This is a genomic window from Mycobacterium sp. URHB0044 (genome assembly GCF_000620625.1).
Taxonomy (GTDB): Bacteria; Actinomycetota; Actinomycetes; order Mycobacteriales; family Mycobacteriaceae; genus Mycobacterium.
In genome coordinates, this window is sequence record NZ_JIAW01000014.1 from 190,082 (window position 1) to 216,942 (window position 26,861).

Genomic DNA, 26,861 nt, shown 5'->3' on the forward strand with positions numbered 1-26,861 from the left:
AGAATCTACAGCGGTGAACGGATATTCCAGGCAGTTCTTCGAGGTTGAGGCCGAATTGCCAGGACGGTCGGGACGAGTCGGCGTCATCCACACCCCGCACGGTGACATCCGCACTCCGGCGTTCATCGCCGTCGGCACCCACGGCACCGTTAAGGCGGTATTGCCGGAGACGATGAAGGCCCTTGGCGCACAAGCGGTTCTGGCCAATGCCTACCACCTGTATCTGCAACCCGGGCCTGACGTCGTCGACGCGGCAGGCGGCCTTGGCGCGTTCATGAACTGGCAAGGACCCACCTTCACCGACAGCGGCGGCTTTCAGGTGCTGTCGCTTGGCGCGGGTTTCCGCAAGGTGCTGGCAATGGACACCGAGCGCGTCCAGGCCGACGACGTGATCGCCGAGGGCAAGGAACGCCTGGCTCACGTCGACGACGACGGCGTGACGTTCCGGTCGCATCTGAACGGTTCGACCCACCGGTTCACCCCGGAAGTCTCCATCGGCATCCAACACCAGCTCGGCGCGGACATCATCTTCGCGTTCGACGAGCTGACCACGTTGGTGAACACGCGCGGGTATCAGGAGCAGTCGGTGCAACGCACGCACGAATGGGCGGTGCGGTGCCTCGCCGAACACCGGCGCCTCAGCATCGTGCGCCACGACAAGCCGGACCAGGCGCTGTTCGGGGTGGTGCAGGGCGCCCAGTACGAGGACCTGCGACGGCAGGCGGCGCGCGGGCTCACCGAGATCGTCGACGACGAGGGCCGCGGTTTCGACGGCTACGGCATCGGCGGGGCGCTGGAGAAGCAGAACCTCGCGACCATCGTCGGCTGGGTCACCGACGAACTGCCCGACGACAAGCCTCGCCACCTGCTCGGCATCAGCGAACCGGACGATCTCTTCGCCGCGATCGCGGCGGGCGCCGACACGTTCGACTGCGTGTCACCGTCGCGGGTGGCGCGCAATGCCGCGGTGTATTCGGCGACGGGTCGCTACAACATCACCGGTGCCCGGTACCGGCGGGACTTCACGCCGATTGACGCCGAATGTGACTGCTACACCTGTGCGCACTACACGCGTGCCTACCTCCATCACCTGTTCAAGGCGAAGGAAATGCTGTCGTCCACGCTGTGCACCATCCACAACGAGCGGTTCGTGATCCGTCTCGTCGACCGGATCCGCGCGGCGATCCTCGACGGTGACTTCGACGAGCTGCGCGACGACGTTCTCGGGCGCTATTACGGATCGACGCCGGCACCCTGTTAAACGCCCCTCCCTCCCTCTTCGCCGAGACCGCTGTCAGATCGCAAAATCGCGCGAAATTGCGATCTCCCAGCAGTGTCGGCGGGGGGAAGGGGTGCTAGGCGATTCTGTGTGCGGCGATCGGGCCGCCGCGTAGGTTCACTGCATGCGAATTCTGTTGGTCGGCGCGGGCGGCGTCGGGTCGGCGTTCTGCGCCATCGCGGCGCGGCGGGACTTCTTCGAGGAGATCGTCGTCAGCGACTACGACGAGGCGCGCGCCAAGGAGGCCGTCGACGCCGTCGGTGATGCCCGCTTCTCTGCCGCGCGGGTCGACGCGACCTGGGCTGACGACGTCGCGGCAGTGGTTGATCAACATCGCATCACGCACGTCATGAACGCCGTCGATCCGCGGTTCGTGATGCCGATCTTCAAGGGCGCGTTGGCGGGCGGCGCCGACTATCTCGACATGGCGATGAGCCTGTCGCACCGACACCCGGACAAGCCGTACGAACTCACCGGCGTGAAGCTTGGCGACGAGCAGTTCGCCGCCGAGGAGCAGTGGACGGCCGCGGGGCGGCTCGCGCTGGTCGGCATCGGCGTGGAACCAGGCCTGTCCGACGTCTTCGCCCGCTACGCCTCCGACCACCTGTTCTCCGCGATCGACGAGCTCGGCACCCGCGACGGCGCCAACCTCACCGTCGACGGCTACGACTTCGCACCGTCCTTCTCCATCTGGACCACCATCGAGGAATGCCTGAACCCGCCGGTGATCTGGGAGGCCGACCGCGGGTGGTTCGTCACCGAACCGTTCAGTGAGCCGGAGGTCTTCGACTTCCCCGAAGGCATCGGACCGGTCGAGTGCGTCAACGTGGAACACGAGGAAGTGCTGTTGATGCCGCGCTGGGTGAAGTGCAAGCGCGCGACGTTCAAGTACGGGCTCGGCGAGGAGTTCATCGACGTGCTCAAGACGCTGCACAAGCTGGGCCTCGACCGTACCGACACGGTGAAAGTCGGTGGCGCCGAGGTGAGCCCGCGCGACGTCGTCGCCGCCTGCCTGCCCAATCCCGCGACGCTCGGGCCGAAGATGCACGGCAAGACCTGCGCCGGGCTGTGGGTGACGGGCACCGGCAAGGACGGCAACCCGCGTTCGACGTACCTGTACCACGTCGTCGACAACCAATGGTCGATGTCGGAGTACGGCCACCAATGCGTGGTGTGGCAGACCGCCATCAATCCCGTTGTGGCGCTGGAGCTTCTGGCCAACGGCTCGTGGAGCGGCAGTGGCGTGCTCGGCCCGGAGGCGTTCGACTCGGTGCCGTTCCTGGAGCTGCTGACCGCGTACGGCTCGCCGTGGGGCCAGAAGGAACTTTGATGCCAGAGGAACTCACCGCCGAGCAGGCCGCGGCGCTGCTGCGGACTGCCGATACGTTGGGCATGCCGCTCGGTCCCGGCCAGCCACCGGCGTTCCTGCGCGCGCTCGGTCAGCGCCACGACTGGACCGAGCTGCACGTGTACGGCGCGCTGCTCGCCGTCGGCACCGAACTGTTCTCGCGCACCGGTGTGCACTACCTGTCCGGCTTCTACGGTCCGCTCGAGCGGGCGCTGCGCGACATGGGCGCGGACATCGAATTCGCGCCCGCCGACTTTCGACGCTTCGGACCGCTGCTCGAGCAGCAGGCGCCGCGCGTGATGACGACCGTCGCGACGCCGCCCGATGCCGACGGCTGGTGCTCCCTGTCGCTGCACGCCGGCGGCACCGTCGCCGAAATACGCTGCGCGGGAGCGGATCCCGAACGACTGCTCGTCGTGGAGGTTTCGGAGGCGTACCCGCGAACGTCAGGACTTGGCGAGTACCGCCATGCGCTGCACGTCGACGAGATCGACGTCCTGGTGCGCTCGACCGATGCGCCGCTCGCGCTGCCCGGCGGCGGAACGCCGCCTACCGACGTCGATACGGCGATCGCTCGGCACGCCGTCGAGTTCATCCCGTCCGGCGCGACATTGCAGACCGGGATCGGCTCGATTCCCAGCCAGATCGCCGCGCTGCTGGCCGAAGGCGACGGCGGCGACTACGGCCTGCACAGCGAGATGTTCACCGACGGCTGCATGCAGCTGCACCTCGCAGGCAAGGTGACCAACGCCTGCAAGGGCCAGTACGACGGCGTCAGCGTGACGACGTTCGCGTTCGGCTCGGCGGAGCTCTACGCCTGGCTGGGCGGCAACTCCGACGTCGCGTTCCTACCCGTCGAAATCGTCAACGCACCCGAGGTGATCGGCGCCAACCGAAACATGGTCACGATCAACGGCGCGCTCGCGGTCGACGTTCAGGGCCAGGTCGTCGCCGACACGATCACCGGCGACCAGTTCAGCGGGATCGGCGGCGCGGAGGACTTCGTGGCGGGCGCCGGCCTCGAACTGTCGGACCGCTCGTTGATCTGCCTGCCATCGACGTTTGCGAAAGACGGTGTGCTGCAATCGCGTATCGTGCCGTGGTTCGGCCCCGGCGCTGTCATCACGACGCCGCGGCACCAGGTCGACGTGATCGTGACCGAATACGGCGCCGCGCAACTCGAGGGCAAGACCGTCCGCGAGCGTGGCGAGGCGCTCGCGGCCATCGCGCACCCGCAGTTCCGCGACGAGTTGCTGGCGGCCGCCGAACGCGCCGCGAAGGGCCGCTCACCCGTCGCGTAGGCGCTAGAGCGGGTTGAGGATGCGCTGCAGGAACTGCCGCGTGCGCTCTTCCTTGGGGTCGCCGATGACCTCGTCGGGCGTGCCACGTTCGAGGATGACGCCCTGATCGGTGAACAGCACCTGATTGGAAACCTGTCTGGCGAACTGGATCTCGTGCGTGACGATCACGAGTGTCCAGCCTTCGAGGGCCAGGTCGCGGATCACCGCCAGCACCTCACCGACGAGCTCGGGATCCAGCGCTGAGGTCGGCTCGTCGAACAAAACGACCTTGGGGCGCAGTGCCAGTGCCCGCGCGATGCCGACGCGCTGTTGCTGGCCGCCGGACAACTGATACGGGTATTGGTCGCGCTTCTCGGCCAGCCCGACTTGGCGCAGCAGTTCCAGGGCCTCGGCCTCCGCTTCCTCCTTCGGGCGCTTCTGCACGATCACGGGACCCTCGGTGACGTTCTGCAGCACCGTCTTGTGGGGAAACAGGTTGTGTCCCTGGAACACGAAGCCGCTGCGCGATTGGAACCGGCGCACTTCGGGTTTCGGCACCGGCTTGGAGAAGTCCAGCTCGATGTCGTCGACCCGGATCACTCCGGCGTCGGGCCTGTCGAGCGCGTTGAGTGCACGCAACAACGTCGTCTTGCCGGATCCCGACGGTCCGATGATGGTGGTCGCCGTTCCCCGCTCGACGGTGAACGAGACGCCCTTGAGCACCTTGTTGTCGCCGAACGCCTTCTCGACGCCCTCGGCGGTGACCCGGTATTCGGGTTCTTCGGTCATCGAGCCACGTACCTTTCCAGTCGGCGTTCGAGACGACTCTGGCCGAACGAGAGCACCAGGCAGATCACCCAGTAGTACACGGCGGCAGTGCCGTACAGCGCGAAGAACTCGAACGTCGGCGCCGCGACGTTCTGGGCGGTGCGGAACAACTCGGTCACCAGAATCGTCGACGCCAACGACGTGTCCTTGACCAGTGAGATCAAGGTGTTCGACAACGGCGGAACGGCGACCCGCGTCGCCTGGGGAAGGATGATGCGGCGCAGCGCACCGGCGTAGTTGAACCCGATCGTCTCCGCGGCCTCCCACTGGCCCTTCGGGATGCTCTGGATCGACGACCGGATGATCTCGGCGGCGTAGCCACCGACGTTGAGGCTGAACGCGATGATCGCCGCGGGGAACGGGTCGATCCGAATACCGAACTCGGGCAGCGCGAAGAACACGATGAACAGTTGCACCAGCAGCGGCGTGCCGCGGATCAGGGAGATGTAGAACCGCGCGAGGTTCGAGACCACCACCTGCTTCGACAGCCGGGCCAGCGCGACGCCGAGCGCGATCACCAGGCCGATCACGAAGCTGATGATCGTCAGCGGGATGGTGACGGTGATCGCGGCCTTCGCCAACGGCCACAGGTTGTCGGCGATGAGCTTCCAGGTCGAACGTGGTTGCACATCTTGCGATTGCGACGCGGCGGGCGCGCCAGAGACGTTGGCCTTCAAGTACCTTTCCGAGATCTTGGGCAGCGTGCCGTCGTCGCTCAGATCCTTGAGCGCCTTGTTGAGCTCCGGCAGCAGCCCGCTGTCCTTGCGAGCGGCGAAGCCCTGTTCGCTCTTCTCGTCGGTCTGCGCGGCGATCTTGACCGACTTGTCACCGGTCTCGGCGAGGTACTGGTAGACCGCGATGCTGTCGTTGACGACGACGTCCACCCTGCTCTGGTTGAGCAGCTTGATGGCCTGGGCGAAGCCGTCGACGGACTCGACGCGGGCACCGTTCGCGCGCGCCAGCTCGGCCCAGTTGCTGGTGGGGTTCTCCGCTGCGACCTTGCCCTTCAGGTCGGCGAGCGACTTGATCGAGTCGTCATCCGCGCGGGTGACGATGACGCCCTGGCCGATCGCGTACGGGTCGGACAGGTCGTACTTCGCCTTGCGTTCGGCGTTGATGGTGACCTGGTTGGCCACGATGTCGAACCGGTTGGCCTCCAGCGCCGCGAACATCGAATCCCACGGCGTCTCAACGAATTCAACTTTGACGCCGAGCTTGTCACCCACCGCCTTCGCGACGTCGACGTCGTAGCCGACCAATTGGCCGCTCTCGTCGTGGTAGCTGAACGGGGCGTAGACGCCTTCGGTGCCGACGCGCAGCACGCCGGCGGACTGGATGCGGTCCGCCTTGTTCGAATCGGGCGCCCCGCACGCCGCGGCGGCAAGCACCGTCGCCAGCAGGATCACCGCGAGCAGCGCTCGACGAAGGTAGGAGGTCACCGCGGCAACCTAGCAAGCTGCGCGACGACGACCAAGGGTTTGGCTCAGTCCGGCCGGTATGTCCCGAATTGGCCTATTGCCAGGTCGTGCGGAGTTGGGTGACGAGCGAGAGTGGGTTGTCGCCGCGGAACAGGTCGAGGATGGCCTGGCCGTCCGCCGAGTCGGCGCGCGTGAGTCGGGGCGGGCCGATGTGCTGTTCCCAGGAGGACAGCAGAGCGCCAAGGCGTTGCTGGTTCTGGGCGAACCACCGGGGCACGGGGTGCCAGGCGACGGCGCCGGGCAGCGACAGCCCGACGACTGCGCGGGCAGCGAAGAGCGCACGGGCCAAGCGAGCGGTCGGCGGGACGAGGATCTTGCGTCCGATCAGGTAGCGCGGTTCGGCCAGCGGTGCCAACAGCTCATCGAAAGCGGCGGAGAAACGTTGCGCCTGCTCGGTGGGCACGCCGCCGAGCTCGCACCGCAGCCAGCCGTCAGCGTCGGGAGTGAACCGTAGTGCGGCAGCGCCACTTTCGGCGCCGCCAGCGGCCTTCAGGGCGTCCGCGACGACTGCGGCCAGCTGCTCGAGCGCATTGGGCGCCTCCGCCAGTCGGCGACTCTCGGTTGCTGCTGCGGAGGCAAGGAGGCCGGCACCCGTGGCAAGTACGGCTCCGACCGCAGTGAGACCGGCGAGTGGACCGAAACTGGCAGCGGCGACGGCACCGCCTGCCCCCGCGCCGGCACCGGACAGTCCCGCGACGATGGCGGCGCGCGCGGAACCCCACCTGCGATGGCCTGGCAGCGGTGGGGTCAACGCCGATCCCGTCGTCTGCGGCGTGGCGATTCCGAGTGGGCGCTGCGACCGGACGCGGATGGTGGCGACGTCGTGTCCTTCGTAGGGTTCACCGATCCGCCACCAGGTGCTTGCACGTGGGCGTTCGGCAACGCGCTCCAGGGCGCGCGCGGTCACCTCCCGGGCCTCGGTCGGCGCAGGAGGGCCGTAGGGCGACAGCGTTGGATCGCAGTGCGTGACACCCGACTCGATGAGCCCCTGCGGTGTTGCGGCGTAGTAGGCATCGTGTTTGCGCACCAGCCGGAGGTAGTCGGCATCACCGCGGGGATGTTCCGAAGTGATGCAACAGACCGACCAGTTGTCCGCGACCTTCTGCGTGTCGGAGGGGTCGAGGCGAAGCGCCCGACCGCGCATCTGCGTGATCGCCATCTGCGTCGTCGCACTCGTCAGGTCGACAGTGACGTTGACCGCCGCGCAGTCCCATCCCTCGCCGAGAAGTGCGCGCGTGCCGATGAGCACGCGGGCGTGCCCGGCGACGAAGTAGGCCGTCGCCAGGATGACCCAGACGCGGGGGGTGAACCTGCCGTCTCCCCGGATCACTCGTAGCCCGGGTTGGGCCTCGAACGGCTCGGCCGCGAGGAGCACGCCGCGCGCGGCGCAGAAGCTGATCAGGTGGTCTGAGACGTCGGCAGGACAGGCGAAGGTCTGACCCGTTACCAGAAGGGGGTGCAGCGGTGCACTGCGACGGCTGTCGGATGCGCAGAGCATGGCCGTGACGAGCTGGGCCGAGCCTGACTGTGTGCTCATTGGTGCTCCCGTCAGCGATGCGGGAAGGGTGGCCGCCATCCTTTCGAAGTCGCAAAGGACCAGCGCACGCAGCCGTGTTCCGAGCACGGCGTCCTCGGCGTCGAGGATGTGCGTCGTCGCTGCGATCTTCGATTCCGACAGCGCGCACACCCTGTCCACCGGCGAGGTCGCAACCCGCACTCCGCGGGTGGTGAGCCGGTAGCCCAAGCCGGGCAGAACCCGTTTGATCGCAGTCAGCGCTTGCGCGTCACGCAGATCCTGACTGTTTTGCAGATGTCCAATGCTGAAGTCGGTCAAGACGTTGACCCAATCCTCTGCGGCCGGCTTGACGCGGTGTTGCTCACGTAGTCGCGCACCGTCAGGCAGTGGAATCAAGCCGTCATATGCGAAACGTAGTCCGCTCAGGGCCAAGTCGGGTTCGGCACGCTCGAACGACGACCAGGCGAGTTGGTTGCCGTCGCTCGTCGATCGGTCGACGATTCGGGCGCGCAGCCACACGGCGAGCGACATGCTGCCGACCTTCTGGTCGATGAGCTCCAGCATGAGCTCGGCGAAGCGCGCGCGGTCGGTCGCGACCCAGGCCGATTCGTCGGGAGTCGGTTCGGTTAGATACACCAACTCTTGGTACGGCGCGAGATCGCCCTCCTTGACGAGTGCAGGTGTTGCGACCACGAAGTCAGCGGTGCCGAACAGCTCATCGTGCAGCGTGCGCTGCCACTGGGTGAGTGCCGTCACCGGGGTCGCCGTGAGGCCGATCAACGCCGTCTGCGGTCCCAGCACCGACGCCAGTGCGTTCACCAGCGCACCCCACGTTGCCAGCAGATGGTGGCATTCATCGAGCACTAGCGTCCACGGGCCCATCGTCGCCGCGCGCTCGATGAGCGCAATCCCGTTCGGGTGCAACAACTTCAACAAGGCTTGCTGGTCACCGCCGCGCAGGACTGCCCTTCGGGAGTCTCGATCGGTTTCGTCATCAATGACCGCCAGCGACTGATACGTCAGCACGTTCATCGCCGACATCAGGTCACGCTCAGTGCCGCACGCAGTGGCCGAGGGCTCCTCCGACGGAAAGTGCTTGTCCCACGCCGCCGCCCACTGTGCCTGCACCGCCGTGTTGGGCACCAGCACCAAGGTCCGCCGGCCCAGCCGGCGCGCCGCTTCCAACCCGATCATCGTCTTTCCGGCGCCCGGCGGCAGAACCAGGTACGAGCGGTTGTCACCGGCGCGGACATCGACGTCGAACGAATCCAGCGCTTGCTCCTGGTACATCCGCCACGCACCGACGAACCCTCGCGACTCGAGGTCTCGACGGGGCTCCACGACTGTTCACCCTAAGGTTTGAACACCCAGGGATCGCGGGGTAGCCGCATCGGGTCGAACTCGGCGAGCATCCCGTCAGCCGTGGTCGCGGTGAACCCCAACGACGCGGCGATCCGGGCCAGCGCGGTCGGCACGCCGATCTCCGGCAACGTCACCGCGCCGTCGCGCTTGGCCAGGCGCTTGCCCTCGGCGTTGAGCACCAGCGGGACGTGCGCGTACATCGGTTCGGCATGGCCCAGCAGCGCGCCGAGGTAGGCCTGCCGCGGCGACGACGAGAGCAGGTCGTCGCCCCGCACCACCTGATCGATGCCCTGCGCCGCGTCGTCGACCACCACGGCAAGGTTGTAGGCGGGTACGCCGTCGCCGCGGCGCAACACCAGATCGTCGACGACGCCGGTGTAGCGGCCGTGCAGGACGTCGGTCACCGTGTACTCGGCGACGTCGGCGCGCAACCGCAATGCGGGCGGTCGGCCCGATTCCCGCCGGGCGGCGCGCTCGTCGTCGCTCAGATCGCGGCACGTGCCCGGGTAGGCCCCCTCGGGTGCATGCGGGGCGCGCGGCGCCTGCGCGATGTCCCTTCTGCTGCAGAAGCATTCGTAGGTCAGGCCGCGCGCGGTCAGATCGTCGATCACCGCGTCGTAGCGCGATTCGTGCGCGGTCTGGTACTCGGGCGGCTCGTCCCACGTCACCCCGATGGCGGCGAGGTCGCGCAGTTGCCGCTGCGCGACGTCGGCGAACGTGCGGTCGTCGAGGTCCTCGACCCTGACCAGGAATCGCCGCCCCGTCGACCGTGCGAACAGCCACGCCAGCAGCGCCGTCCGCAGATTGCCGATGTGCAGATCGGCCGACGGACTGGGCGCGAACCGGCCCGCTGGGGTCATGCGCGCAATCTAACCGCCCCGGCTCACGCCACGTCTTCCAACCGGGCGCTGGCCTGTTCGACGCACTCGCGCCAACGCCCGCGCGTCACGTGCACCGCGGTATCGCCCGCGAACGCGCTGGAGATCACCAGGTCGGGCGTCAACCTGGCGAGCGTGCGCAGACTGTCCGCCAGGGGCCCGGCATCGCTGATCGGCGGGATGTAACCGGCCGACCAGGCACCGTCGTCGCCGAGGTAGATCGTGTCACCCGTGAACAGGTAGCTCTGGCCGTGGGCGCCGGGCACCAGGTAGCACGTGCTGCCGGGGGTGTGGCCCGGCGTCGGGATCACCTCGATGCCGTTGCCGTCGACGTGCCTGCTGCCGAGTGGGACGTCGACGTGTGCGTGCTGGCCGATCTCCACCAGTTCGGCGACCGGCGCGTGCAGCCGCGCCCCGAAGCGGTCCGCGACCTTGCGCAGCATCGGACCGGCCTCGTCGCGGTGCGACAGGTAGTGGTGGGCCACACCGCCGAGTGCCTCGATGTCGTCGAAGTCGGCGTCGGTCTGCGTCCCGTAGAAGAGCACGTTGCCATCCGGGCCACCGGTCCACAGGTAGGCGTGGGTCGTGAGCCCGGGAAAGGGGCTGTCGACGCGGGTTTCCCAGAGATCGGATCGAATGGGTCGCATGGTGTTTTCCTCCTTGCTTGGGTTTGCACCAAGTTGTTTGGGTTGCACCTAGCGTGAAACATCAACTTAAGTTGAGGTCAAGATCTTTTTCAGGAGTGGCGTCAGCTCGCCTTGATCTCCTGGCTCTGCAGCGCCACGGAGGCCGTGCTCGCGGCCGACTGCACTCCGACGCCACGTCCCTGGACCGTGACGGCGAGCCGCGTGCGGTCCCCCCGGAACAGGTCGCGGGAGAACTCGCACGGCTTTTCGTTCTGGTCGTAGGTGATTCGCGTGATCAGCAGCAGGGCCGACTTGGGTTTGATGCCAAGCAACGAGGCCTCGTCGGGGGTGGCGTTGACGGCTTCGATCCGCTCGTCGGCGCGCGACGTGACCAGACCGTAGAGGTCTTCCAGAATCTCGTAGATCGATCCGCCGAGCTGTTGCTCGAGCAGTCCGGGGAAGGCGTCGGCGGGAAACTGCGCGAGTTCCAACGAGATCGGCGACCCGTCGGCGAGGCGGAGACGCTGGATTTCGATGACGAAGTCGCTCGGGCCGATGCCTAGTGCCTTCTGCGTGATGCGGTCCGGCGCGGTGATCTTCGTGGACAGCACGCGGCTGCCGGCGACGTAGCCCTGGTTGGCGAGGAAGGCGGGCACGCCGACGACGTCGGACAAGCTTCGTTGCACCTGGACGTGGCTGATGAAGATGCCACCGGAGCGTCCGATCACCCGGTGCACCAGGCCCGCTTCCTCCAACGCCGCCAACACCTGACGCAGGCTGGAGCGGCTGGTGGCGTAACGCACCGCGAGGTCGCGTTCGCTGCCGAGCTTCGCGCCGGGGACGCCGGCGTTGATGTCGGCGACGATCCGGCGCCGCAGTTCCTCGGTTTGCGTCGCCACCGATACCCCCTCGCGATTTGGTACGTCCAATTCTAGAGGAGCGTCATTGCTCGGCGATCGCCATGTGCGATTCGGGCAGGATCTGACCGCCGTCGACGACGAGTGTCTGGCCGGTGACGTATCCCGCCTCGTCGGTGGCGAAGAACAGTGCGGCGTTGCCGATGTCCTCGACGCTGCCGAGCCGCCCCGCGGGAACGGCGGATGCCATTTGGTCCATGTACTCCTGGCCCATTTCGACGAGGCCGTCGGTGACGATGTTGCCGGGAAGAACCGCGTTGATGGTGATCTGCTTCGGCGCCAATTCCATGGCTGCGGTGCGAATGAAACCGAGCTGAGCGGCCTTGCTGGCTCCGTAGTGTGACCAGCCCGGGTAGCCCGTGATCGGGCCGGTGATGGAAGACGTCACGATCACCCGGCCGTGGCCGCTGGCCGTCAGGGCATCGAGCGCGGCTTGGACGATGAACACCGTGCCCTTGAAGTTCACCGACATCACCTGCTCGATGTCCTCGGGGGTGAGGTCGGCGAGCCTGCCGGACGGGAAGATGCCTGCGTTGGCGCAGACGATGTCCAGGCCGCCGTGCCGTTCGACCGCGGCTTCCACCGCGCGCCGGCAGTCCGCCGGATCGGAGACGTCTGCGCTCAGGCCGCTCACCCGTCCGGGGTGTTCGGCGAGCGCGGCCACAGTGGCGTCCAGGTCGGCCTGATTGCGCCCCGTGACCAGGACGTCGACACCGGCCGCCGCGAACGTCGCGGCGATGCCGCGGCCAATGCCCTTGCTACCGCCCGTGACCACGGCGGATCGACCCTGAAGTGAGGTGAACATGAGGTGTCCTTCGGTCAGGCCAGACGGTGGCCGCTGGAGCCGAGATACCGCTCGGCAAGGGTGCAACTGCCCTCGGCGTAGGTGATCGCCTTGGTGCGGGATTCGCGTGAGTGGCTGTGCGTGCCCATCCAGGCCAGCAACAGCAGCCGGCGCAACAACACGAAGGACGCGAGCATGTCTTCGTCGGCGGCGGTGATTGGCCTGCGGCTGCGGTAACCCGTGACCCAGGCATCCTGCCAGTCGGGCAGTGCCGGATCATCCTCGATGAAGGACACCGCGGTGCCGAAGTCGTAGAAGAACCAACCGAATCCGCAGTCGTCGAAGTCGATGACCGTGATGTTCGAGCCGTCGACGAGCAGGTTGGCCAGTCGCAGGTCGGCGTGCACGAGCCCAAACCGCTCCGGCCCGGACCCGTAGTCCGCCAGGCGGTTTCGGAGCAGCTCGGCGGCGCGGTGCAGAAGGTCGTGCTCCGCGGCGCCGACGCCCGCGGCATCCTGCCAGCGGCCCCAGCGCGGCTGGTCGCCGAGGCTGTGCTCCCAGTCCCAGGAGAACCTGTCGAACCCGGGCGGACGGGTCCAGTCATGCGAATGCTGGTGCAGCTCAGCGGTTATCCGGCCGAGAGTGTGAAAGTCATCCGTGGTCAGGGTGGTCTCGTCGGGCTCGACACCGGCGACCATCTCGAAGTGCACGACGTGCCGCGGCGTGCCGTCCTGGTCGACGGTCACCACGCGCCGGCCGTCACGCGCGGGAAGGACGGTCGGCACCGTGATTTCGCTGTCGCGCCGTAGCGCGCCGAGCCAGTCCAGTTCGGATTCGATCTCGTGTGGGCGGTGGTAGTCCTTGCGATGCACGCGCAGGATCGACCGCGTGCCGGTGTGGGCGTCATCGACGGCGTACGTGGCGTTCTCGGAGAGGTTGAGCAGGCGCAGCGTCGAATCGGGGGCCAGGTCGTACTCCGCGAGTGCGCGCTCGGCGACGTCGACGTCGTCCGCCACGAACGTCATCGTCAACCCCGCTGTGCGGCCGCGGCGGCCTTGCCGACTGCCACGTCCAAGCGGTCCAGCACCTCGTCGCAGAGCTCGCGGCTCAGTAGGAGACCCGGTTTGAACTGCAGCACACGGGGATCCAGTGTCGAGAAGATCGCCCACACGCCGTTCTCGTACAGCTCGCGCATGACGAACTTGGCGCCCTCCGGATGGTCGAACTCCAACCCGATGACGACGCCGTTCTGCCGGATGCCGACGAACCAGTCGGGATGATCGGCCCGGATGCGGGCCAGCCCTTCGGCGAAGACCGCGGTAATGTCGTGCACCGACGACCGAACCTCCGGTCGGCTGGTGATCTCCAGCGTCTTGATGGCCGCGACGCAACCGAGCTCGGCACCGCCGAACGTCGAGATGTGGGCGAAGCCGTCCTGGTCGAGCCACTGCGCGGCGCGGTCACTCAGCATCGCGGCGGTGATCGGGTACATGCCACCGGACAGACCCTTGCCCGCGACCATGATGTCCGGCTCAATTCCATGCTTGGTGATGCCCCACATCTCTCCGGTGCGCATCAGGCCGGTCTGTACCTCGTCGGCGATGTACAGGGCGTCGTGACGCTCCGTCAGCTCCTTGACCGCCTCGAGGTAACCCGGTGGGGGAAGCGGGAATCCGTACGTGGCGGGGATGGTCTCCATGATGACCGCGGCGACGTCGCCTCCAGACAGGGCCCGCTCCATGGCGTCGACGTCACCGAACCGCACCTGAACGAACTCGTCGGGCCGGTCGGAGAGGAACAGCTTCGAGAACCGGTCGTCACCCGTGGCGACGGCCAGGCCGGTGTGACCGTGGTAGGCCTTGATGATCGAGACGATCTTGCGGCGCTGGGTGGCGTGCCTGGCACTCTTGAGCGCGATGTCGATCGCCTCGCCGCCGCCGGATCCGAAGGCCACCTTCGTGATCGACGCCGGGGCCGAGTCGACCAGGCGCTGCGCCAGTGCCGTGCGGGCGACCGACGGGAAGTGGTGGTTGCCGATGTCGAAGTGCTGCATGCCGTCGATCAGCGCCTGCATGATCTCGGGATTGCGGTGGCCGAGGTTGTACGTGCCGCCGTTGAGGTGCATATCGATGAGCCGTCGGCCGCTCATGTCCCAGAGGAAGTAGCCCTCCCTGCGGTCGATGACGAGGTCGACGCCGGCGTCGGTCCAGAACTGCGTCTTGTCGGGATTCCAGTACTTCTTGGCCTGTTCCAGTACCTGGGCCTTGGACTCGAACGAGAATGTGCCGTAGTCGTACAACGGGGCTCCCTGCCTGAGACGGGCCTCTCTTCACCTGGCCACCGGGTACTCACCCTAAAAAGGTACGACCAATTCTGTCAATGGACGCCCAAAAGGTTGCGCAGGTCAATTGGCAGTGCCAATATACGAAAGTTCGTTGTGGCCCAGACCACACAGGGCCCGTCCACGGCGGGCCCCGAATCCCTGGCTGGAAGGTATCTCCGCAGATGACCGATCAAGCTGTTTCACCACCAGAGAGCTCCAAGCAGAACGTCCAGCACCTCAAACGCAACGCCATCGGCACCATCGCCGTCATCTTCATGGCGGTGGCCACGGCGGCCCCCATCACGGCAATGGTCGGCAACGTGCCGATCGCGGTCGGTTTCGGAAACGGTTCGCACGCGCCTGCCGGTTACATCGTCGCCACCGTCGTGCTTGGGCTGTTCGCGATCGGCTACGCAACCATGGCCAAGCACATCACCGCGACCGGCGCGTTCTACGGCTACATCTCCCACGGACTGGGCCGCGTCGTGGGCTTCGGCAGCGGTGTGATCATCACGATGGCCTACGTCGTGTTCGAGGGTTCGTTGATCGGCATCTTCAGCTACTTCTTCCGGGATTTCGCCGCGACGGTGTTCTCCATCGACGTGCCCTGGCTGGTGCCCGCGATCCTGATGCTCGTGTTGAACTGCATCCTGACGTACTTCGACGTGAACCTCGCCGCGAAGGTGCTCGGCGTCTTCCTGGTGACCGAGATCGCCATGCTGTCGCTGGGCGCCCTGTCGGTGCTGTTCAAGGGCGGCGGTCCTGACGGCTTCGCGGTGGCCGAGACGCTCAATCCCGTCGGCGCGTTCACTCCAGCGGCAGGCATCGCCGGTGCGAGCGCAGGGATCGGGCTCTTCTTCGCATTCTGGTCGTGGGTCGGCTTCGAGTCGACGGCGATGTACGGCGAGGAATCCAAGGATCCGAAGCGGATCATCCCGCGCGCCACCATGATCAGCGTGCTCGGTGTCGGCATCTTCTACGTCTTCATCTCGTGGATGGCAATCGCGGGCACGGGACCGCAGAAGTCCGTTGAGCTGGCGCAGGATTCGGCGACAGCAGGCAACATCTTCTTCGATCCGGTGCAGAGCACCTACGGAGACTGGGCCATCACCCTGTTCAAGCTGCTGCTGGTGACGGGGTCGTTCGCGTGCGGCATGGCGTTCCACAACTGCGCGTCGCGCTACCTGTACGCGATGGGCAGGGAGGGCCTGTCCGTCGGTCTGCAGAAGACGCTCGGCGCGACCCACCACAAGCACGGCTCGCCCTACATCGCGTCGTTCGTCCAGACCGGCATCACGCTGGTGTTGATCCTGGCGTTCTTCGCCGCGGGCATGGACCCCTACGTCCACCTCTACGGGTTGCTGGCGATCCTGGGCACCATGGCGATTCTGATCGTGCAGTCGCTCTGTGCGTTTGCGGTGATCGCCTACTTCCACTTCCACAAGAACCACCCGTCCAGTGCGCACTGGTTCAAGACGTTCCTCGCTCCGCTGCTCGGCGGCATCGGCATGCTCTACGTGGTGTACTTGCTGTGGGTGCACAAGGACACCGCGGCCGGCGCAGCATCGGGCACACTGCTGTTCAAGCTGACACCGTGGATCGTGGTGGGGCTCTTCGTACTCGGGGCCGCGATGGCGCTGTACTTCAAGCTCCGTGATCCTCGCCGCTACGACCTGATCGGCCGGGTCATGTACGAGGACGCCGAGGTTCGCGATTAGGAGGAGGCTCGCCGGTGGATGAGCTGGGGCGATTCCGCGTCCTCGACGCCAAACCGGTCAACCTCGACGGCTTCAGCGTCGCCAACCCCGACCTGGGGTTGGTCGCGATGCACAGCCCCTACGACCCCTCCCCGTCGCTGATCATTCGCGACGGGGAGGTCACAGAGCTCGACGGCAAGGCGGTCGACGACTTCGACGTGATCGACGAGTTCATCGCCCGTTACGGGCTGGATCTCGACGTCGCGCAGGAGGCCATGGCCCTCGACGACGCGGCGCTGGCGCGGATGACCGTCGACGTCAACGTGTCTCGCGCGGACGTCGTGCGCTTGATCGGTGGGGTGACGCCGGCGAAGCTGGCCCGCGTCGTCGCGCTGCTGACCCCCGTCGAGATGCAGATGGCGATGACGAAGATGCGGGCCAGGCGGACGCCGAGCAATCAGGCGCACGTGACGAACCAGCTCGACGATCCGCTGCTCATCGCGGCCGACGCCGCCAGCGCCGTGGCCTACGGATTTCGCGAGGTCGAGACGACGGTCCCGGTGCTTGGCGACGCGCCGTCCAACGCGGTGGCGCTGCTCATCGGCAGCCAGGTCGGCATTCCCGGGGCGATGGCGCAGTGCTCCATCGAGGAGGCGCTGGAGCTGCGGCTGGGCCTGCGCGGGTTGACCAGTTATGCCGAGACGATCTCCATCTACGGCACCGAGCAGGTGTTCGTCGACGGCGACGACACGCCGTTCTCGAAGGCGATCCTCACCTCCGCGTACGCCTCCCGGGGCCTGAAGATGCGGGTGACCAGTGGCGGCGGCGCCGAGGTGCTCATGGGGGCGGCCGAGAAGTGCTCCATCCTGTACCTGGAATCCCGCTGCGTCGCGCTCGCACGGGCACTGGGGTCACAGGGCGTGCAAAACGGTGGCATCGACGGCGTCGGGGTGGTGGCCTCGGTACCGGACGGCATGAAGGAACTGCTCGCCGAGAACCTGATGGTCATGCTGCGCGACCTCGAATCCTGCGCAGGCAACGACAATCTCATCTCCGAATCGGACATCCGGCGCAGCGCGCACACCCTGCCCGTGCTGCTGGCAGGCGCCGACTTCGTCTTCTCCGGCTTCGGCTCGATCCCGCGTTACGACAACGCGTTTGCGCTGTCGAACTTCAACTCCGACGACATGGACGACTTCCTCGTGCTGCAGCGGGACTGGGGAGTCGACGGCGGCCTGCGCACCGTCTCGGCCGAACACCTCGCCCGAGTGCGACGCCGGGCCGCCACCGCGGTCCGCGCCGTGTACCGGGACCTCGGCCTCGCCGAATTCGGTGACGACCGGATCGATGCGGTGGTGGTGGCCAACGGATCCCGCGATCTCCCACCCGGCGACCCGAAGGCCGTGGCCGAGGCGGCCACCGCGATCGAGGCCAAGCAGCTGACCGTCTTCGACGTCATCGCCTCCCTGAAACGGACCGGCTTCGACAAGGAGGCGGAAGCCATCATGCGGTTGACCCGCGAGCGTCTGCGCGGCGATCAGCTCCAGACGTCGGCGATCTTCGACGAGAACTTCCGGGTGCTGTCGAAGATCACCGACCCCAACGACTATGCGGGCCCGGGCACCGGGTACGCCATGACCGACGAACGTCGCGCCGAGATCGACGACATCCGGCAGGCGCGCACCGCGGCGGAGTTGACCGCCGATCAGGCACAGCACGCCGCGCACCTGACGATGACCGAGATCGAGGAGGCCCGCCAGGGCAGTGATCCCCGCGAGGTGTGCATTGGGCTGTCCCCTGCGCTGGGCCGCACGGTGTGGCTGACGCTGTGCGGGCTCACCGTCGGCGAGGCGCTGCGCCAGATCTCCGCCGGACTCGAGGAAGAAGGATGCGTCCCGCGCCTGGTACGGGTCCGCTCCACCATCGACGTCGGACTGATCGGACTGACCGCCGCCCGGCTGTCCGGGTCGGGCATCGGAATCGGGCTGCAGGGCAAGGGAACCGCGCTGATCCATCGTCGCGATCTCGCGCCGCTGGCGAACCTGGAACTGTTCAGCGTGGCGCCCCTGCTGACCGCGCAGATGTACCGCGAGCTTGGCAAGAACGGGGCCAGGCACGCCAAGGGAATGGCTCCGGTGCCGATCTTCACCGGCGGTACCGACGAGTCGATCTCGGCGCGGTACCACGCCCGCGCCGTGGCGCTCGTCGCGCTCGAACGAGAAGCCTGTGAGCCAGGGCAGCCGCCCGTCACGGTGGCGGTGACGCGGACATGACCGACGAGAAGTTCACGGTCGAGGCTGCACTGGACGGCAAACTGCGGCTGTCGGATCTTCGGATGAATCCGGCGACGCTGGCGCACCAGGCCGTCGTCGCCGAGGAGGGCGGCAATCCACAACTCGCCGAGAACCTCTTGCGCGCAGCCGAACTCGCCACCATCGACGACGAAGACGTGATGAACCTCTACGAAGCGCTGCGCCCGCACCGCTCGACCGCCGACGAACTGGAGGCGCTGCGGGTCTCGCTGGAGACGCGTGGCGCCGCCCGGTGCGCGGAACTCGTGCGTCAAGCTGCCGTCGTCTACGCCCGGCGCGGTCTGTTGCGGTGACGGTCGTGGCGGGCGTGGTTGCCGGGGTGGACGTCGGCAACCACACCACCGAGATCGTGCTGGCCCGGGTCGGTGCGGGAACACCCGAGCCGCTCGGCCATGGACACGCACCGACGCGGGGGCGCAAGGGTTCTCGCGAATCACTGGAAGGTGCGGCGGCGCTGCTGCGCAAGATGGAGGTCGACTCGGGAGTGAGCGCCGACGTGCTTCTGCTGTCGGCGTTGCGACCGGTGGACACGTCGACGGCTCCCATCCCGCCCCCGTCGTCGCCCAGATCACCGGTGCGCAGCCTGCGCAAGCCCGACGCCAGCACCCCCGCGGGCACGGGGTCCGGCGTGGGTAGGCACGTACCGCTGGCTGGCCTGGCCGGTGCCGTCGCCGACGGTCCGGTGATCGTCTCCGTCGATGCCGTCACCGATTTCGAGGTGGCAGCACAGCAGATTTCGGCGGCCGCGAGCCGCGGCTGGCGCATCGTGGGCGTGCTCGCCGCGCAGGACGACGCGGTGCTGATCCGCAACCGGATCGCGATCGACGTACCGGTGGTCGACGAGGTCGACCTCGACGGGCTCGAACCGGGCGCCGTGGTCGCGGTGGAGGTGGTCGCCGAAGGCCGCGCCTACCGTGCGTTGGCCGATCCGATCGCGCTCTGTGCCGCACTGGAACTCGGGCACGACCAGATCCGGGCGGTCGCCGAGTTCACCCGCGAGCTGGCGGACTCTCCTGCGATCGCGGTGACACCCCGTACCGGGCCGCCCGATCCGCCCGCAGTCGACGACGATTACGTCGACTGCACCGTCGACGGCCGCGTGGTCCGGTACACGCCCGCGCAGGCGCACGCCGTCCTGAGGCTGGAACCGCCCGGCAACGTCGTGGCGGTTCGATTGCACTCAGTCCCAACGGCGGTCGATGGCATCGCCGTCGACGACGCCTTCTTCACCAACCTGGCGTCGATCGACAACGGTGCATGGTTGCGGCGTGGCGTCGCCGACGCGCACGGCACCGTCGTCGCCCTCCTCGCCGCCGATCACGTCGCCGACGCGGCAGCGACCCTGCAGGAGCTGACCGGCCGCCCGACGCGGACGATCGCCACCGAACCGGAGGCAGCGGCCGTCGGCGCCCGTACCACACCGGGGCTGCCACCAGGCTCGGTGGTATGCGACATCGGCGGCGGCACAATCGATCTCGTCGGCGACCACTGCGCGGTGACCGCAGCCGGAGCGGGGGAGGCGATCACCACGGCGGTGGCCCGCGTGCTGGGCATCCCGCGTGCACTCGCGGAGCGGGTGAAGCGGACACCGGCGCTGCGGGTGGAGGGTCCACACGTCGCGCACGAAGAGGACGGACGCCGGTTGTTCCTGGACAGCCCGGCACCGGCCGACGCGATCGGCCGGTTGTGCACGCGCGGAAGTGCCGGCCTGGTGCCGTTCTCGTACAAGCTGGCCGCGGAGGAGTGGCGCAGCCTGCGCCTGGCGATCAAGCAGGAGACGGTGGCGGCGAACATCGCCCGCGCTTTGTTGGCGTTCGACGGGGCGCCGACCGCTCTCGTCCTGGCCGGGGGAGGGGCGCTCGACGACGAACTGCTCCGCACCGTCGGAGAGTCGCTGCGCTCGATTCCCGTCGTCGTCGGGCGCGCGAACGTCGACGGCGTGCACGGCCCCCGGTTCGCGGTCGCATCCGGTCTGGTTCACCTCTACGCGGCCCGTCACACCGGCGACTGACGGCAGGGTTAATTTTCCGAGGAGGGGGTAGGCCCCGGTATGCGAGGAGCGGAGCCGTGGACCAAGCCCGCTGCGCTTCGCCGGCTCTGATCCTCCACGTTGAGGAGGTCATGATGCAGGTTCTCAATCGGCTAGTCGGTGTGGTGCTCGGAATCCTCGGTGCGGTGCTCGGCGTGGTCCTTGGCGTAGTCGCGGCATTGGTGTGGCTCGTCGGAGCCGTGCTGTGCGTGACGGTCATTCTGATTCCGCTCGGTATCCCGGTCATCAAACTCGGGTCTCGGCTGTTCAGCCTCGCCGGCGACATGATGCACATCGGGGGCTGAGATGAGGCTCTTGCGAGGGCTGCTCGGCGCGCTGCTGTGGATCGTCGCGGCGCTTCTCGGTCTCGTGGGCTTCGTACTGTGCGTGACGGTCATTCTGCTGCCGGTAGGTATTCCGTTGTTGGCGGTCGCAAGACGGCTGCTGACGCGCGCGGTACAGCTGATGTTGCCGCGTGCTCTGGCGCATCCGGTCGACGAGGTGACGAAGACGGCGAAGAAGAAGGGCCACGAGGCGAAAGCCGTCAGTTCGAGCACGGCCGATGACATCGGCAAGTCCTTCGGTGACATCGGTAAGAAGGCGCGAAAGGTCGCACGCAAGCAACGCAAGCGGGTGGCTTGAGCTGAGCGCCCGGATTCTGGCGAATATTGACGACTCCGGTAGTCGCCTGTTTGACGGCTTAAGTAGCTAGGCGAAGCGGAGTTCAACGATAGGGCGATGTGATCGCGATCACAGGCAGCTTGCAGCAACCCCGGGCAGTTTGCAATTACTGACGGCTGCGCAGAAACGCATTTCTACCTGCAGATTCGTGGTTAAGACGGTTCTGGGTGGGGTAGTGCTGGTTGCAGACAACGATCACGGACTTGGGCGAGCTGAAGTGTGATCCACGCGCTGACGGTCGGCTGAATCAGACATACGACAAGTGGAAAGGGGCGCATCGTGTCGAACGGAGCAAAGGTTGCGCTGGCTGTCGGAGCGGGCTACTTCCTGGGCAGAACCCGGAAGATGCGAATCGCGATGATGCTGGCAGCAGCCGGAATAACTGGAAAGTTCCCGGCCATGCCGGCCAGCCTGGTCGCGCAAGGACTGAAGTCGCTTGGCACCGCGGACCAACTGCATGACTTGTCCGATCAGTTACGCGGAGAGCTATTGACTGCGGCGAAGGCGGCTACCCTTGCCGCCGCCACGAATCGGGTGGATGCGCTCAATGACCGCTTGCAAGGCGTGGTGCCCACGGAACACGTCGGGCGGGCCGCTGGTTCCGCCACGCGCGGGTTGACGTCGGTCACCGGACGAGCGCGCGGCGCCAGTGACGACGACTTCGAAGACGCTTATGGCGATGAAGAGCCGTTGGACGTCGAGGAGGAGGACCTCGAAGACGACTTCGAGGATGACGATGTCGACGACCAAGATCTCGACGACGAAGATCTCGAAGACCAAGACCTCGAAGACGAGGACCTGGAAGACGATCTCGAGGCTGAAGCCGAGGACGAGGAAGAAGAGCCCACTCCTCCTCGACGGCGAGCCTCGCGTAGGGCGGCGACTCCAAGAGCATCGGCACGGAAAACGAGAACGACGGCGGCCGATCGTAACGGTGAATCTCCGAAGGCTCCCGCGCGCCGCGGACGTGCGTCGACGGCCACCAAGCGGGCTCCCGTACGGCGAGGCAGGTGAACTGAAATGGCAAGGCAAACAACGACTCAACGGCAGAGTCCGAAGCGAGGAGCGCCGAGTTCGAACGGCACGAGCCCCCTCCAGGAAGCCCTTCAACAGTTGGCGGGGTCGATGACCGACCGAGCGGTGAGTTCGGTGTCCGGGCGGCTCAGTGGAGCGTCTGATCGCCTGACCGATTACGCACAGAACGGCGGCGGCGGTCTGCTATCGGCCGTCACCGGCGTCGACGATCTGTCGTCGCCGGTCAAATCGGCTCTGAAATCGGGCGTTGGTAGTGCGACGGGAAAGGTCAAGGACTCACTGAAGGGCGTGAAGGACTCGGTGACCGAAGCGCTCGGCGGCAAGGGCGGTACCGGGGGTGGCGGAAAGATCAAGGTGACCAACATCGTCGAGGAGATCGACGTCGGCGTACCGGTCGACGTGGCGTACAAGCAATGGACCCAGTTCGCCGAGTTCCCGAAGTTCATGAAGAAGGTTGAGCAGGTCGAGCAGGTCTCCGACGAGAAACTGCGATGGAAGGCTCAGGTCTTCCTTTCGCATCGGTCATGGGAGTCGACCATCGTCGAACAGGTTCCCAACGATCGGATCGTATGGAAGTCCAAGGGCGACAAAGGATACGTGGACGGCGCGATCACCTTCCACGAGCTGGCGCCCGACCTGACCCGGGTCGTGGTGGTGTTGGAGTACCACCCGCAGGGACTCTTTGAGAAGACCGGCAACCTGTGGCGCGCGCAGGGTCGGCGAGTACGACTCGAACTCAAGCACTTTCAGCGGAAGGTGATGACGGATACCGTTCTGCATGCCGACGAGGTCGAGGGATGGCAGGGCGAGATCCGAGACGGTGAAGTCGTCTCGGATGACGAGTCCGAAGAGCCCGACAAGGCGACGGCCCAGCGCAAGCCGCGACGAAGGGCTGCTGCCCGCAGCGGTTCCGGTGAATCCAACTCCCGCAAGACCGGTACCGGTGGCTCGAGTACCCGCCGTGCCGGCACGAGTCAATCACGGACATCGAAGACGAGCCGATCGACGACTAGCCGGTCCGCTTCGGGGCAACGACGTTCCCCAGCCAAGAAGGCGGCACGCTGATGACAACGGCAATTCAACCTGCGGGTGGTGACGGCGCCGGCGGACACCCAAGTTCGAGCAGCCTGGCTGACGTCATCGACACCATCCTGGACAAGGGTCTCGTCATCGACGCGTACGTACGGGTATCGCTTGTTGGCATCGAGATACTCACCGTCGACGCGCGCGTGGTCGTCGCCAGTGTGGATACCTACCTACGCTTCGCCGAAGCCGTGAACCGGCTCGACATCTCGCAGGACGAGCCCAAAGCCGGCCTGCCCGACCTCGTCGGCGAAGTCACCGAAGGTGGCTCCAGACACAAGACCAAGGGCGCTCTCGAAGCCGCCGGGGAGAAGCTTGGCGACCTTCTCGGTGAGTCGAAATCGTCGTCCCGCGAACGTGAGCGCGCTCCGCGTCGTTCAAACCGAAGGGGGGAGTGATGGCTAACACCGATACACGCGGCGACCCGAGCCAGGCGACGGGGATCTACATCTACGGAATCGTCCCAGCGGACGTTGAGGTCGAACCGAGCGCACAAGGCGTCGGTGACCCTCCGGCACCTGTCGAGATGATCCGCGTGGGCGACATCGCTGCGCTCGTCAGCCCCGTCCCCACCGATCAGCCACTGGGCAAACCGGACTGCCTGCAGGCGCATGCCCGGCTGCTTGATGGCACTGCATTGGTGGCGCCGGTGCTGCCGTTGCGGTTCGGAGCGGTGATGACCGACGAGGAATCGGTCGCCGAAGAACTGCTCCGCAAGAACCACGACGAGTTCGCCGAAGCGCTGGATGCCCTTGAGGGACACGCGGAATACGTCGTCAAGGGCCGCTACGACGAGGACACCATCCTGCGCGAGGTGATCTCGGAAAGCACTGAAGCGCAACAGCTGCGGGAACAGATGCGCGGCATGTCCGAAGACGCTGCCCGCAGAAAGCGGATGGCGCTCGGTGAGATCGTGGTCAAGGCGCTCGATGCCAAACGGGCGGCTGACACCGAGGCGGCGGTCAAGGCTTTCGACGGCATCGCCAAGCAGGTCAACGTGCGACAACCCACCCATGAACTGGATGCCGTGAATGTTGCCCTGCTTGCGGAAGTCGATCAGCAAGAAGAGCTGCAGGCGAAGGTCGATGACCTTGCCGAAAACTGGGACGGCAGAGTCGAAATGCGGTTGCTTGGGCCGTTGGCTGCGTACGACTTCGTTGTCGCTCGCAAGCCGGAGGGCTGACCGTGGGCCTCTTCTCGTCGCTGGTTACCTGGCCCCTGGGACCCGTCCGCGGCGTCATCGCCCTTGGCGAGCTCATTCAGCGGCGCGTCAACGAGGAAGCCCACGACCCGGCACGAACCCGGCGACTGCTCGAAGACCTTGAGGACGCGCGCAAGCGTGGCGAGATAACTCCGGAACAGGAGCGGCAAGCACAGGAACAGATCCTGAGAACCAGGATGTCGCCGGGTGCAGCCCACAACACACCGCATGAGGATGGGTGACAACGATGACCCGTACGCGTACGCACTCCCGAGATGACGGCCAGACGCAACAGCCGCTGAACGCCAAGGATGCGGCCGCGGTGGCCAAGGAGTACATCACCGAGCTGAACGGCCAGGACCCCGTCGCGATGACGTCGGTGGAACTCACCGACCAGGACGGCTGGGTCGTCGAGTTCGAAGTAGTCGAGGACCGGCGGATCCCATCGTCGTCGGACGTTCTCGCGTTGTACGAAGTCGAAATCGACGCCGACGGAGAACTGTTGGGGTTCCGCAGGACTCGTCGGTACCTCCGGGGTCAGACGAGAAGCGAGGGGTGAGGCGACGTGACTGTGGGAGACGACAGCCTCGTACCCCGAGGCTATGGAGGCGGCGCAGTCGCGAATCCGCAGCCGGCCAACCTTGCAGACATTCTGGAGCGGGTGCTGGACAAGGGGATCGTCATCGCGGGTGACATCCAGGTCAACCTTCTCGACATCGAGCTCTTGACGATCAAACTGCGTCTGGTCGTCGCGTCCCTCGACACTGCCAGGGAAGTCGGAATCGATTGGTGGGAACGTGATCCGTGGCTGACAGGCAAGAAATCGAACCTCGAACTCGAGAATGAGAGGCTGCGGGCTCGGCTCGATCGCCTCGAACAGGGCGATGGGCAACGCCGCGCAGTCCGAGCGCGATCGGCGGAGTACGAGGATGAACGCTGAGGGCATCTGGGTCTACGCGGTCATCCGCGGCGAGCGAGCCGAGGACCGCGTGGCCGGGTTGCGGGGCGTCGGCGGAGAGCGGGTCCGCGTGGTCGCATCCGACGATCTGGCAGCTGTGGTGGGTGCCGTGGGTCTCGACGAGTTCGGGCGCGATGCGCTGCACCGCAACCTCGAAGACCTCGATTGGGTTGCCGACAAGGCGCGGGCCCACGACGCCGTCATCACCGCGGTCGCCCGGTTCGGGGCAGTGATTCCCGTGCGGATGGCGACCGTCTACCTCGACGACGGGCGAGTTCGGAAGCTGCTGGAGAACCGACACCAGGATTTCGAGGCGACGCTGAGCCGGCTGTCCGGGCGGGCTGAGCTCGGTGTCAAGGTATATGCCGACCCGCGGCGGTTGCTGACTCCCGATCGTGGGCAGCATGGCCCCGGAACTCATACGGGCACTGCGTATTTGATGCGCCGTCGGCGTGAACTCGCGTCACGCGAAGAGGCCTATCAGGCCGCCGCCGCCGAGGCGGACCATGTCCACACCACGCTGATGCGCCATGCCGTCGATGGCAAGCGCAGACCACCCCCCGACCGCAGTCTGTCCGGGAGAGACGAAGTAACCGTGCTCAACGGTACGTATCTGGTCGACTCCGATGCGGTCGAGCTGTTTCGGGAAACCGTTGCTGCTCTGTCGATGTCGACGGGAAGGCTGTCATTGGAGTTGACGGGCCCATGGCCGCCGTACTCCTTCGCGGGCGAACCGGTGGCGGAATGACCGAGGTGTTGCCCGCCCAGGAGGATCGGCGCATTGCGCTGGTGGATCTGCTCGATCGTGTGTTAGCCGGTGGTGTCGTGATCAGCGGGGAAGTGGTGCTGTCGATTGCGGATGTCGACATGGTGGTCATCTCGCTGCGCACGTTGGTTTCATCGGTCAGCTCATTGATGTCGGACGACGATGTCCTTGGCGGTGAGCGATGACCGGTCCAGCGCGTCAGCGAATCAACTCCGACCCGGCCAATGTGGAGCGCGGCTTGGTGAGCCTGGTCCTGACACTGGTCGAGTTGCTGCGCCAACTGATGGAGCGCCAGGCGATCCGCAGAGTGGACCAGGGGGCGTTGTCGGACGAACAGGTCGAGCGCATCGGAACCACGCTGATGCTCCTCGAGGAGAAGATGGCCGAGCTGCGTGACCACTTCGGTTTGACACCAGAAGATCTCAACATCGATCTGGGGCCGTTGGGGCCCCTGCTTCCCACAGATCCGTCGTGACTGGT

General features: G+C 66.5%; 28 protein-coding genes. 19 read left to right on the top strand and 9 right to left on the bottom strand.

The window, feature by feature from the left end:
* The first annotated feature begins 13 nt into the window (after positions 1 to 13).
* The 3 genes from tgt (at position 14) to N536_RS0125920 (ending at position 3,928) form a co-directional block, all read left to right on the top strand.
* A complete protein-coding gene (gene tgt / locus N536_RS0125910) occupies positions 14 to 1,261 on the top strand; it encodes a tRNA guanosine(34) transglycosylase Tgt (protein WP_029116289.1) in 1,248 nt (415 codons plus the stop codon).
* 142 nt (positions 1,262 to 1,403) lie between these two features.
* Positions 1,404 to 2,609 carry a saccharopine dehydrogenase family protein gene (locus N536_RS0125915; protein ID WP_029116290.1) on the top strand — a complete coding sequence of 402 codons (1,206 nt, stop codon included), beginning with the start codon at positions 1,404 to 1,406 and terminating at the stop codon, positions 2,607 to 2,609.
* Positions 2,609 to 3,928 carry an acetyl-CoA hydrolase/transferase family protein gene (locus N536_RS0125920; protein ID WP_029116291.1) on the top strand — a complete coding sequence of 440 codons (1,320 nt, stop codon included), beginning with the start codon at positions 2,609 to 2,611 and terminating at the stop codon, positions 3,926 to 3,928. The genes N536_RS0125915 and N536_RS0125920 overlap by 1 nt, the downstream gene beginning before the upstream one ends.
* Before the next feature lie 3 nt (positions 3,929 to 3,931).
* Here the strand turns inward: N536_RS0125920 and N536_RS0125925 are convergent, their stop codons facing one another.
* From N536_RS0125925 to N536_RS0125970, 9 genes are all read right to left on the bottom strand, one after another.
* Positions 3,932 to 4,696: an amino acid ABC transporter ATP-binding protein gene (locus tag N536_RS0125925; protein WP_029116292.1), complete on the bottom strand. Its 765-nt coding sequence runs from the start codon at positions 4,694 to 4,696 to the stop codon at positions 3,932 to 3,934.
* Positions 4,693 to 6,174 (bottom strand): ABC transporter permease subunit, encoded by a 1,482-nt coding sequence (locus tag N536_RS41735; RefSeq protein WP_231514633.1) that lies wholly within the window; start codon positions 6,172 to 6,174, stop codon positions 4,693 to 4,695. The genes N536_RS0125925 and N536_RS41735 overlap by 4 nt, the downstream gene beginning before the upstream one ends.
* A gap of 73 nt (positions 6,175 to 6,247) precedes the next feature.
* Positions 6,248 to 9,070 carry a DEAD/DEAH box helicase family protein gene (locus N536_RS0125940; RefSeq protein WP_029116293.1) on the bottom strand — a complete coding sequence of 941 codons (2,823 nt, stop codon included), beginning with the start codon at positions 9,068 to 9,070 and terminating at the stop codon, positions 6,248 to 6,250.
* An 11-nt stretch (positions 9,071 to 9,081) separates the two neighbouring features.
* The gene (gluQRS, locus tag N536_RS0125945; RefSeq protein WP_029116294.1) at positions 9,082 to 9,951 is read right to left on the bottom strand and encodes a tRNA glutamyl-Q(34) synthetase GluQRS; all 870 of its coding nucleotides are present in this window, start codon (positions 9,949 to 9,951) and stop codon (positions 9,082 to 9,084) included.
* Between the two features lie 23 nt (positions 9,952 to 9,974).
* Positions 9,975 to 10,616: an MBL fold metallo-hydrolase gene (locus N536_RS0125950; protein ID WP_029116295.1), complete on the bottom strand. Its 642-nt coding sequence runs from the start codon at positions 10,614 to 10,616 to the stop codon at positions 9,975 to 9,977.
* Between the two features lie 101 nt (positions 10,617 to 10,717).
* Entirely contained in the window at positions 10,718 to 11,494 is a 777-nt protein-coding gene (locus N536_RS0125955) for a GntR family transcriptional regulator (RefSeq protein ID WP_029116296.1), read from the bottom strand.
* 43 nt (positions 11,495 to 11,537) lie between these two features.
* Positions 11,538 to 12,317, bottom strand: a complete 780-nt coding sequence (fabG, locus tag N536_RS0125960; protein WP_029116297.1) for a 3-oxoacyl-ACP reductase FabG — start codon at positions 12,315 to 12,317, stop codon at positions 11,538 to 11,540.
* 14 nt (positions 12,318 to 12,331) lie between these two features.
* Positions 12,332 to 13,321 (bottom strand): phosphotransferase enzyme family protein, encoded by a 990-nt coding sequence (locus tag N536_RS0125965; RefSeq protein WP_029116298.1) that lies wholly within the window; start codon positions 13,319 to 13,321, stop codon positions 12,332 to 12,334.
* Between the two features lie 2 nt (positions 13,322 to 13,323).
* On the bottom strand, positions 13,324 to 14,595 hold the full coding sequence (locus N536_RS0125970) for an aspartate aminotransferase family protein (protein ID WP_029116299.1): 1,272 nt from the start codon (positions 14,593 to 14,595) through the stop codon (positions 13,324 to 13,326).
* Positions 14,596 to 14,801: 206 nt separating this feature from the next.
* Between N536_RS0125970 and N536_RS0125975 the strand changes: the two genes are divergently transcribed.
* The 16 genes from N536_RS0125975 (at position 14,802) to N536_RS0126050 (ending at position 26,856) form a co-directional block, all read left to right on the top strand.
* A complete protein-coding gene (locus N536_RS0125975; protein ID WP_029116300.1) occupies positions 14,802 to 16,337 on the top strand; it encodes an APC family permease in 1,536 nt (511 codons plus the stop codon).
* A 14-nt stretch (positions 16,338 to 16,351) separates the two neighbouring features.
* Positions 16,352 to 18,589 (top strand): propanediol/glycerol family dehydratase large subunit, encoded by a 2,238-nt coding sequence (locus N536_RS0125980; protein ID WP_029116301.1) that lies wholly within the window; start codon positions 16,352 to 16,354, stop codon positions 18,587 to 18,589.
* Complete coding sequence (locus N536_RS0125985; RefSeq protein ID WP_029116302.1) at positions 18,586 to 18,921, top strand: diol dehydratase small subunit; 336 nt, start codon at positions 18,586 to 18,588, stop codon at positions 18,919 to 18,921. The genes N536_RS0125980 and N536_RS0125985 overlap by 4 nt, the downstream gene beginning before the upstream one ends.
* Positions 18,918 to 20,639 carry a diol dehydratase reactivase ATPase-like domain-containing protein gene (locus tag N536_RS0125990; RefSeq protein WP_029116303.1) on the top strand — a complete coding sequence of 574 codons (1,722 nt, stop codon included), beginning with the start codon at positions 18,918 to 18,920 and terminating at the stop codon, positions 20,637 to 20,639. The genes N536_RS0125985 and N536_RS0125990 overlap by 4 nt, the downstream gene beginning before the upstream one ends.
* A 113-nt stretch (positions 20,640 to 20,752) precedes the next feature.
* Entirely contained in the window at positions 20,753 to 20,962 is a 210-nt protein-coding gene (locus N536_RS0125995; RefSeq protein ID WP_029116304.1) for a hypothetical protein, read from the top strand.
* Between the two features lies 1 nt (position 20,963).
* Complete coding sequence (locus tag N536_RS0126000) at positions 20,964 to 21,299, top strand: hypothetical protein (protein ID WP_029116305.1); 336 nt, start codon at positions 20,964 to 20,966, stop codon at positions 21,297 to 21,299.
* A gap of 318 nt (positions 21,300 to 21,617) precedes the next feature.
* A complete protein-coding gene (locus N536_RS42330) occupies positions 21,618 to 22,352 on the top strand; it encodes a hypothetical protein (RefSeq protein ID WP_155948719.1) in 735 nt (244 codons plus the stop codon).
* A gap of 6 nt (positions 22,353 to 22,358) precedes the next feature.
* Positions 22,359 to 23,438: an SRPBCC family protein gene (locus N536_RS0126010; RefSeq protein ID WP_029116307.1), complete on the top strand. Its 1,080-nt coding sequence runs from the start codon at positions 22,359 to 22,361 to the stop codon at positions 23,436 to 23,438.
* Positions 23,438 to 23,854 carry a gas vesicle structural protein GvpA gene (locus tag N536_RS0126015; protein WP_029116308.1) on the top strand — a complete coding sequence of 139 codons (417 nt, stop codon included), beginning with the start codon at positions 23,438 to 23,440 and terminating at the stop codon, positions 23,852 to 23,854. The genes N536_RS0126010 and N536_RS0126015 overlap by 1 nt, the downstream gene beginning before the upstream one ends.
* Entirely contained in the window at positions 23,854 to 24,639 is a 786-nt protein-coding gene (locus tag N536_RS0126020; RefSeq protein ID WP_029116309.1) for a GvpL/GvpF family gas vesicle protein, read from the top strand. Before N536_RS0126015 ends, N536_RS0126020 begins: the two co-directional genes overlap by 1 nt.
* A 2-nt stretch (positions 24,640 to 24,641) precedes the next feature.
* The gene (locus N536_RS0126025) at positions 24,642 to 24,899 is read left to right on the top strand and encodes a gas vesicle protein GvpG (protein ID WP_029116310.1); all 258 of its coding nucleotides are present in this window, start codon (positions 24,642 to 24,644) and stop codon (positions 24,897 to 24,899) included.
* A gap of 5 nt (positions 24,900 to 24,904) precedes the next feature.
* On the top strand, positions 24,905 to 25,216 hold the full coding sequence (locus N536_RS0126030) for a gas vesicle protein (RefSeq protein WP_036437653.1): 312 nt from the start codon (positions 24,905 to 24,907) through the stop codon (positions 25,214 to 25,216).
* A 6-nt stretch (positions 25,217 to 25,222) separates the two neighbouring features.
* Positions 25,223 to 25,597, top strand: a complete 375-nt coding sequence (locus tag N536_RS0126035; protein ID WP_036437601.1) for a gas vesicle protein — start codon at positions 25,223 to 25,225, stop codon at positions 25,595 to 25,597.
* The gene (locus N536_RS0126040; RefSeq protein ID WP_029116313.1) at positions 25,587 to 26,363 is read left to right on the top strand and encodes a GvpL/GvpF family gas vesicle protein; all 777 of its coding nucleotides are present in this window, start codon (positions 25,587 to 25,589) and stop codon (positions 26,361 to 26,363) included. The genes N536_RS0126035 and N536_RS0126040 overlap by 11 nt, the downstream gene beginning before the upstream one ends.
* The gene (gene gvpJ, locus N536_RS0126045; RefSeq protein ID WP_029116314.1) at positions 26,360 to 26,566 is read left to right on the top strand and encodes a gas vesicle protein GvpJ; all 207 of its coding nucleotides are present in this window, start codon (positions 26,360 to 26,362) and stop codon (positions 26,564 to 26,566) included. The genes N536_RS0126040 and gvpJ overlap by 4 nt, the downstream gene beginning before the upstream one ends.
* A complete protein-coding gene (locus tag N536_RS0126050; RefSeq protein WP_029116315.1) occupies positions 26,563 to 26,856 on the top strand; it encodes a gas vesicle protein K in 294 nt (97 codons plus the stop codon). Before gvpJ ends, N536_RS0126050 begins: the two co-directional genes overlap by 4 nt.
* Positions 26,857 to 26,861: the final 5 nt, after the last annotated feature.

Coding starts and splice junctions, on each gene's coding strand:
- N536_RS0125915 (WP_029116290.1), top strand. CDS start 1,404: ATGCGAATTCTGTTGGTCGGCGCGGGCGGCGTCGGGTCGGCGTTCTGC.
- N536_RS0125920 (WP_029116291.1), top strand. CDS start 2,609: ATGCCAGAGGAACTCACCGCCGAGCAGGCCGCGGCGCTGCTGCGGACT.
- N536_RS0125925 (WP_029116292.1), bottom strand. CDS start 4,696: ATGACCGAAGAACCCGAATACCGGGTCACCGCCGAGGGCGTCGAGAAG.
- gluQRS (WP_029116294.1), bottom strand. CDS start 9,951: ATGACCCCAGCGGGCCGGTTCGCGCCCAGTCCGTCGGCCGATCTGCAC.
- N536_RS0125950 (WP_029116295.1), bottom strand. CDS start 10,616: ATGCGACCCATTCGATCCGATCTCTGGGAAACCCGCGTCGACAGCCCC.
- fabG (WP_029116297.1), bottom strand. CDS start 12,317: ATGTTCACCTCACTTCAGGGTCGATCCGCCGTGGTCACGGGCGGTAGC.
- N536_RS0125965 (WP_029116298.1), bottom strand. CDS start 13,321: ATGACGTTCGTGGCGGACGACGTCGACGTCGCCGAGCGCGCACTCGCG.
- N536_RS0125975 (WP_029116300.1), top strand. CDS start 14,802: ATGACCGATCAAGCTGTTTCACCACCAGAGAGCTCCAAGCAGAACGTC.
- N536_RS0125985 (WP_029116302.1), top strand. CDS start 18,586: ATGACCGACGAGAAGTTCACGGTCGAGGCTGCACTGGACGGCAAACTG.
- N536_RS0125995 (WP_029116304.1), top strand. CDS start 20,753: ATGCAGGTTCTCAATCGGCTAGTCGGTGTGGTGCTCGGAATCCTCGGT.
- N536_RS0126000 (WP_029116305.1), top strand. CDS start 20,964: ATGAGGCTCTTGCGAGGGCTGCTCGGCGCGCTGCTGTGGATCGTCGCG.
- N536_RS0126010 (WP_029116307.1), top strand. CDS start 22,359: ATGGCAAGGCAAACAACGACTCAACGGCAGAGTCCGAAGCGAGGAGCG.
- N536_RS0126015 (WP_029116308.1), top strand. CDS start 23,438: ATGACAACGGCAATTCAACCTGCGGGTGGTGACGGCGCCGGCGGACAC.
- N536_RS0126020 (WP_029116309.1), top strand. CDS start 23,854: ATGGCTAACACCGATACACGCGGCGACCCGAGCCAGGCGACGGGGATC.
- N536_RS0126030 (WP_036437653.1), top strand. CDS start 24,905: ATGACCCGTACGCGTACGCACTCCCGAGATGACGGCCAGACGCAACAG.
- N536_RS0126040 (WP_029116313.1), top strand. CDS start 25,587: ATGAACGCTGAGGGCATCTGGGTCTACGCGGTCATCCGCGGCGAGCGA.
- gvpJ (WP_029116314.1), top strand. CDS start 26,360: ATGACCGAGGTGTTGCCCGCCCAGGAGGATCGGCGCATTGCGCTGGTG.
- N536_RS0126050 (WP_029116315.1), top strand. CDS start 26,563: ATGACCGGTCCAGCGCGTCAGCGAATCAACTCCGACCCGGCCAATGTG.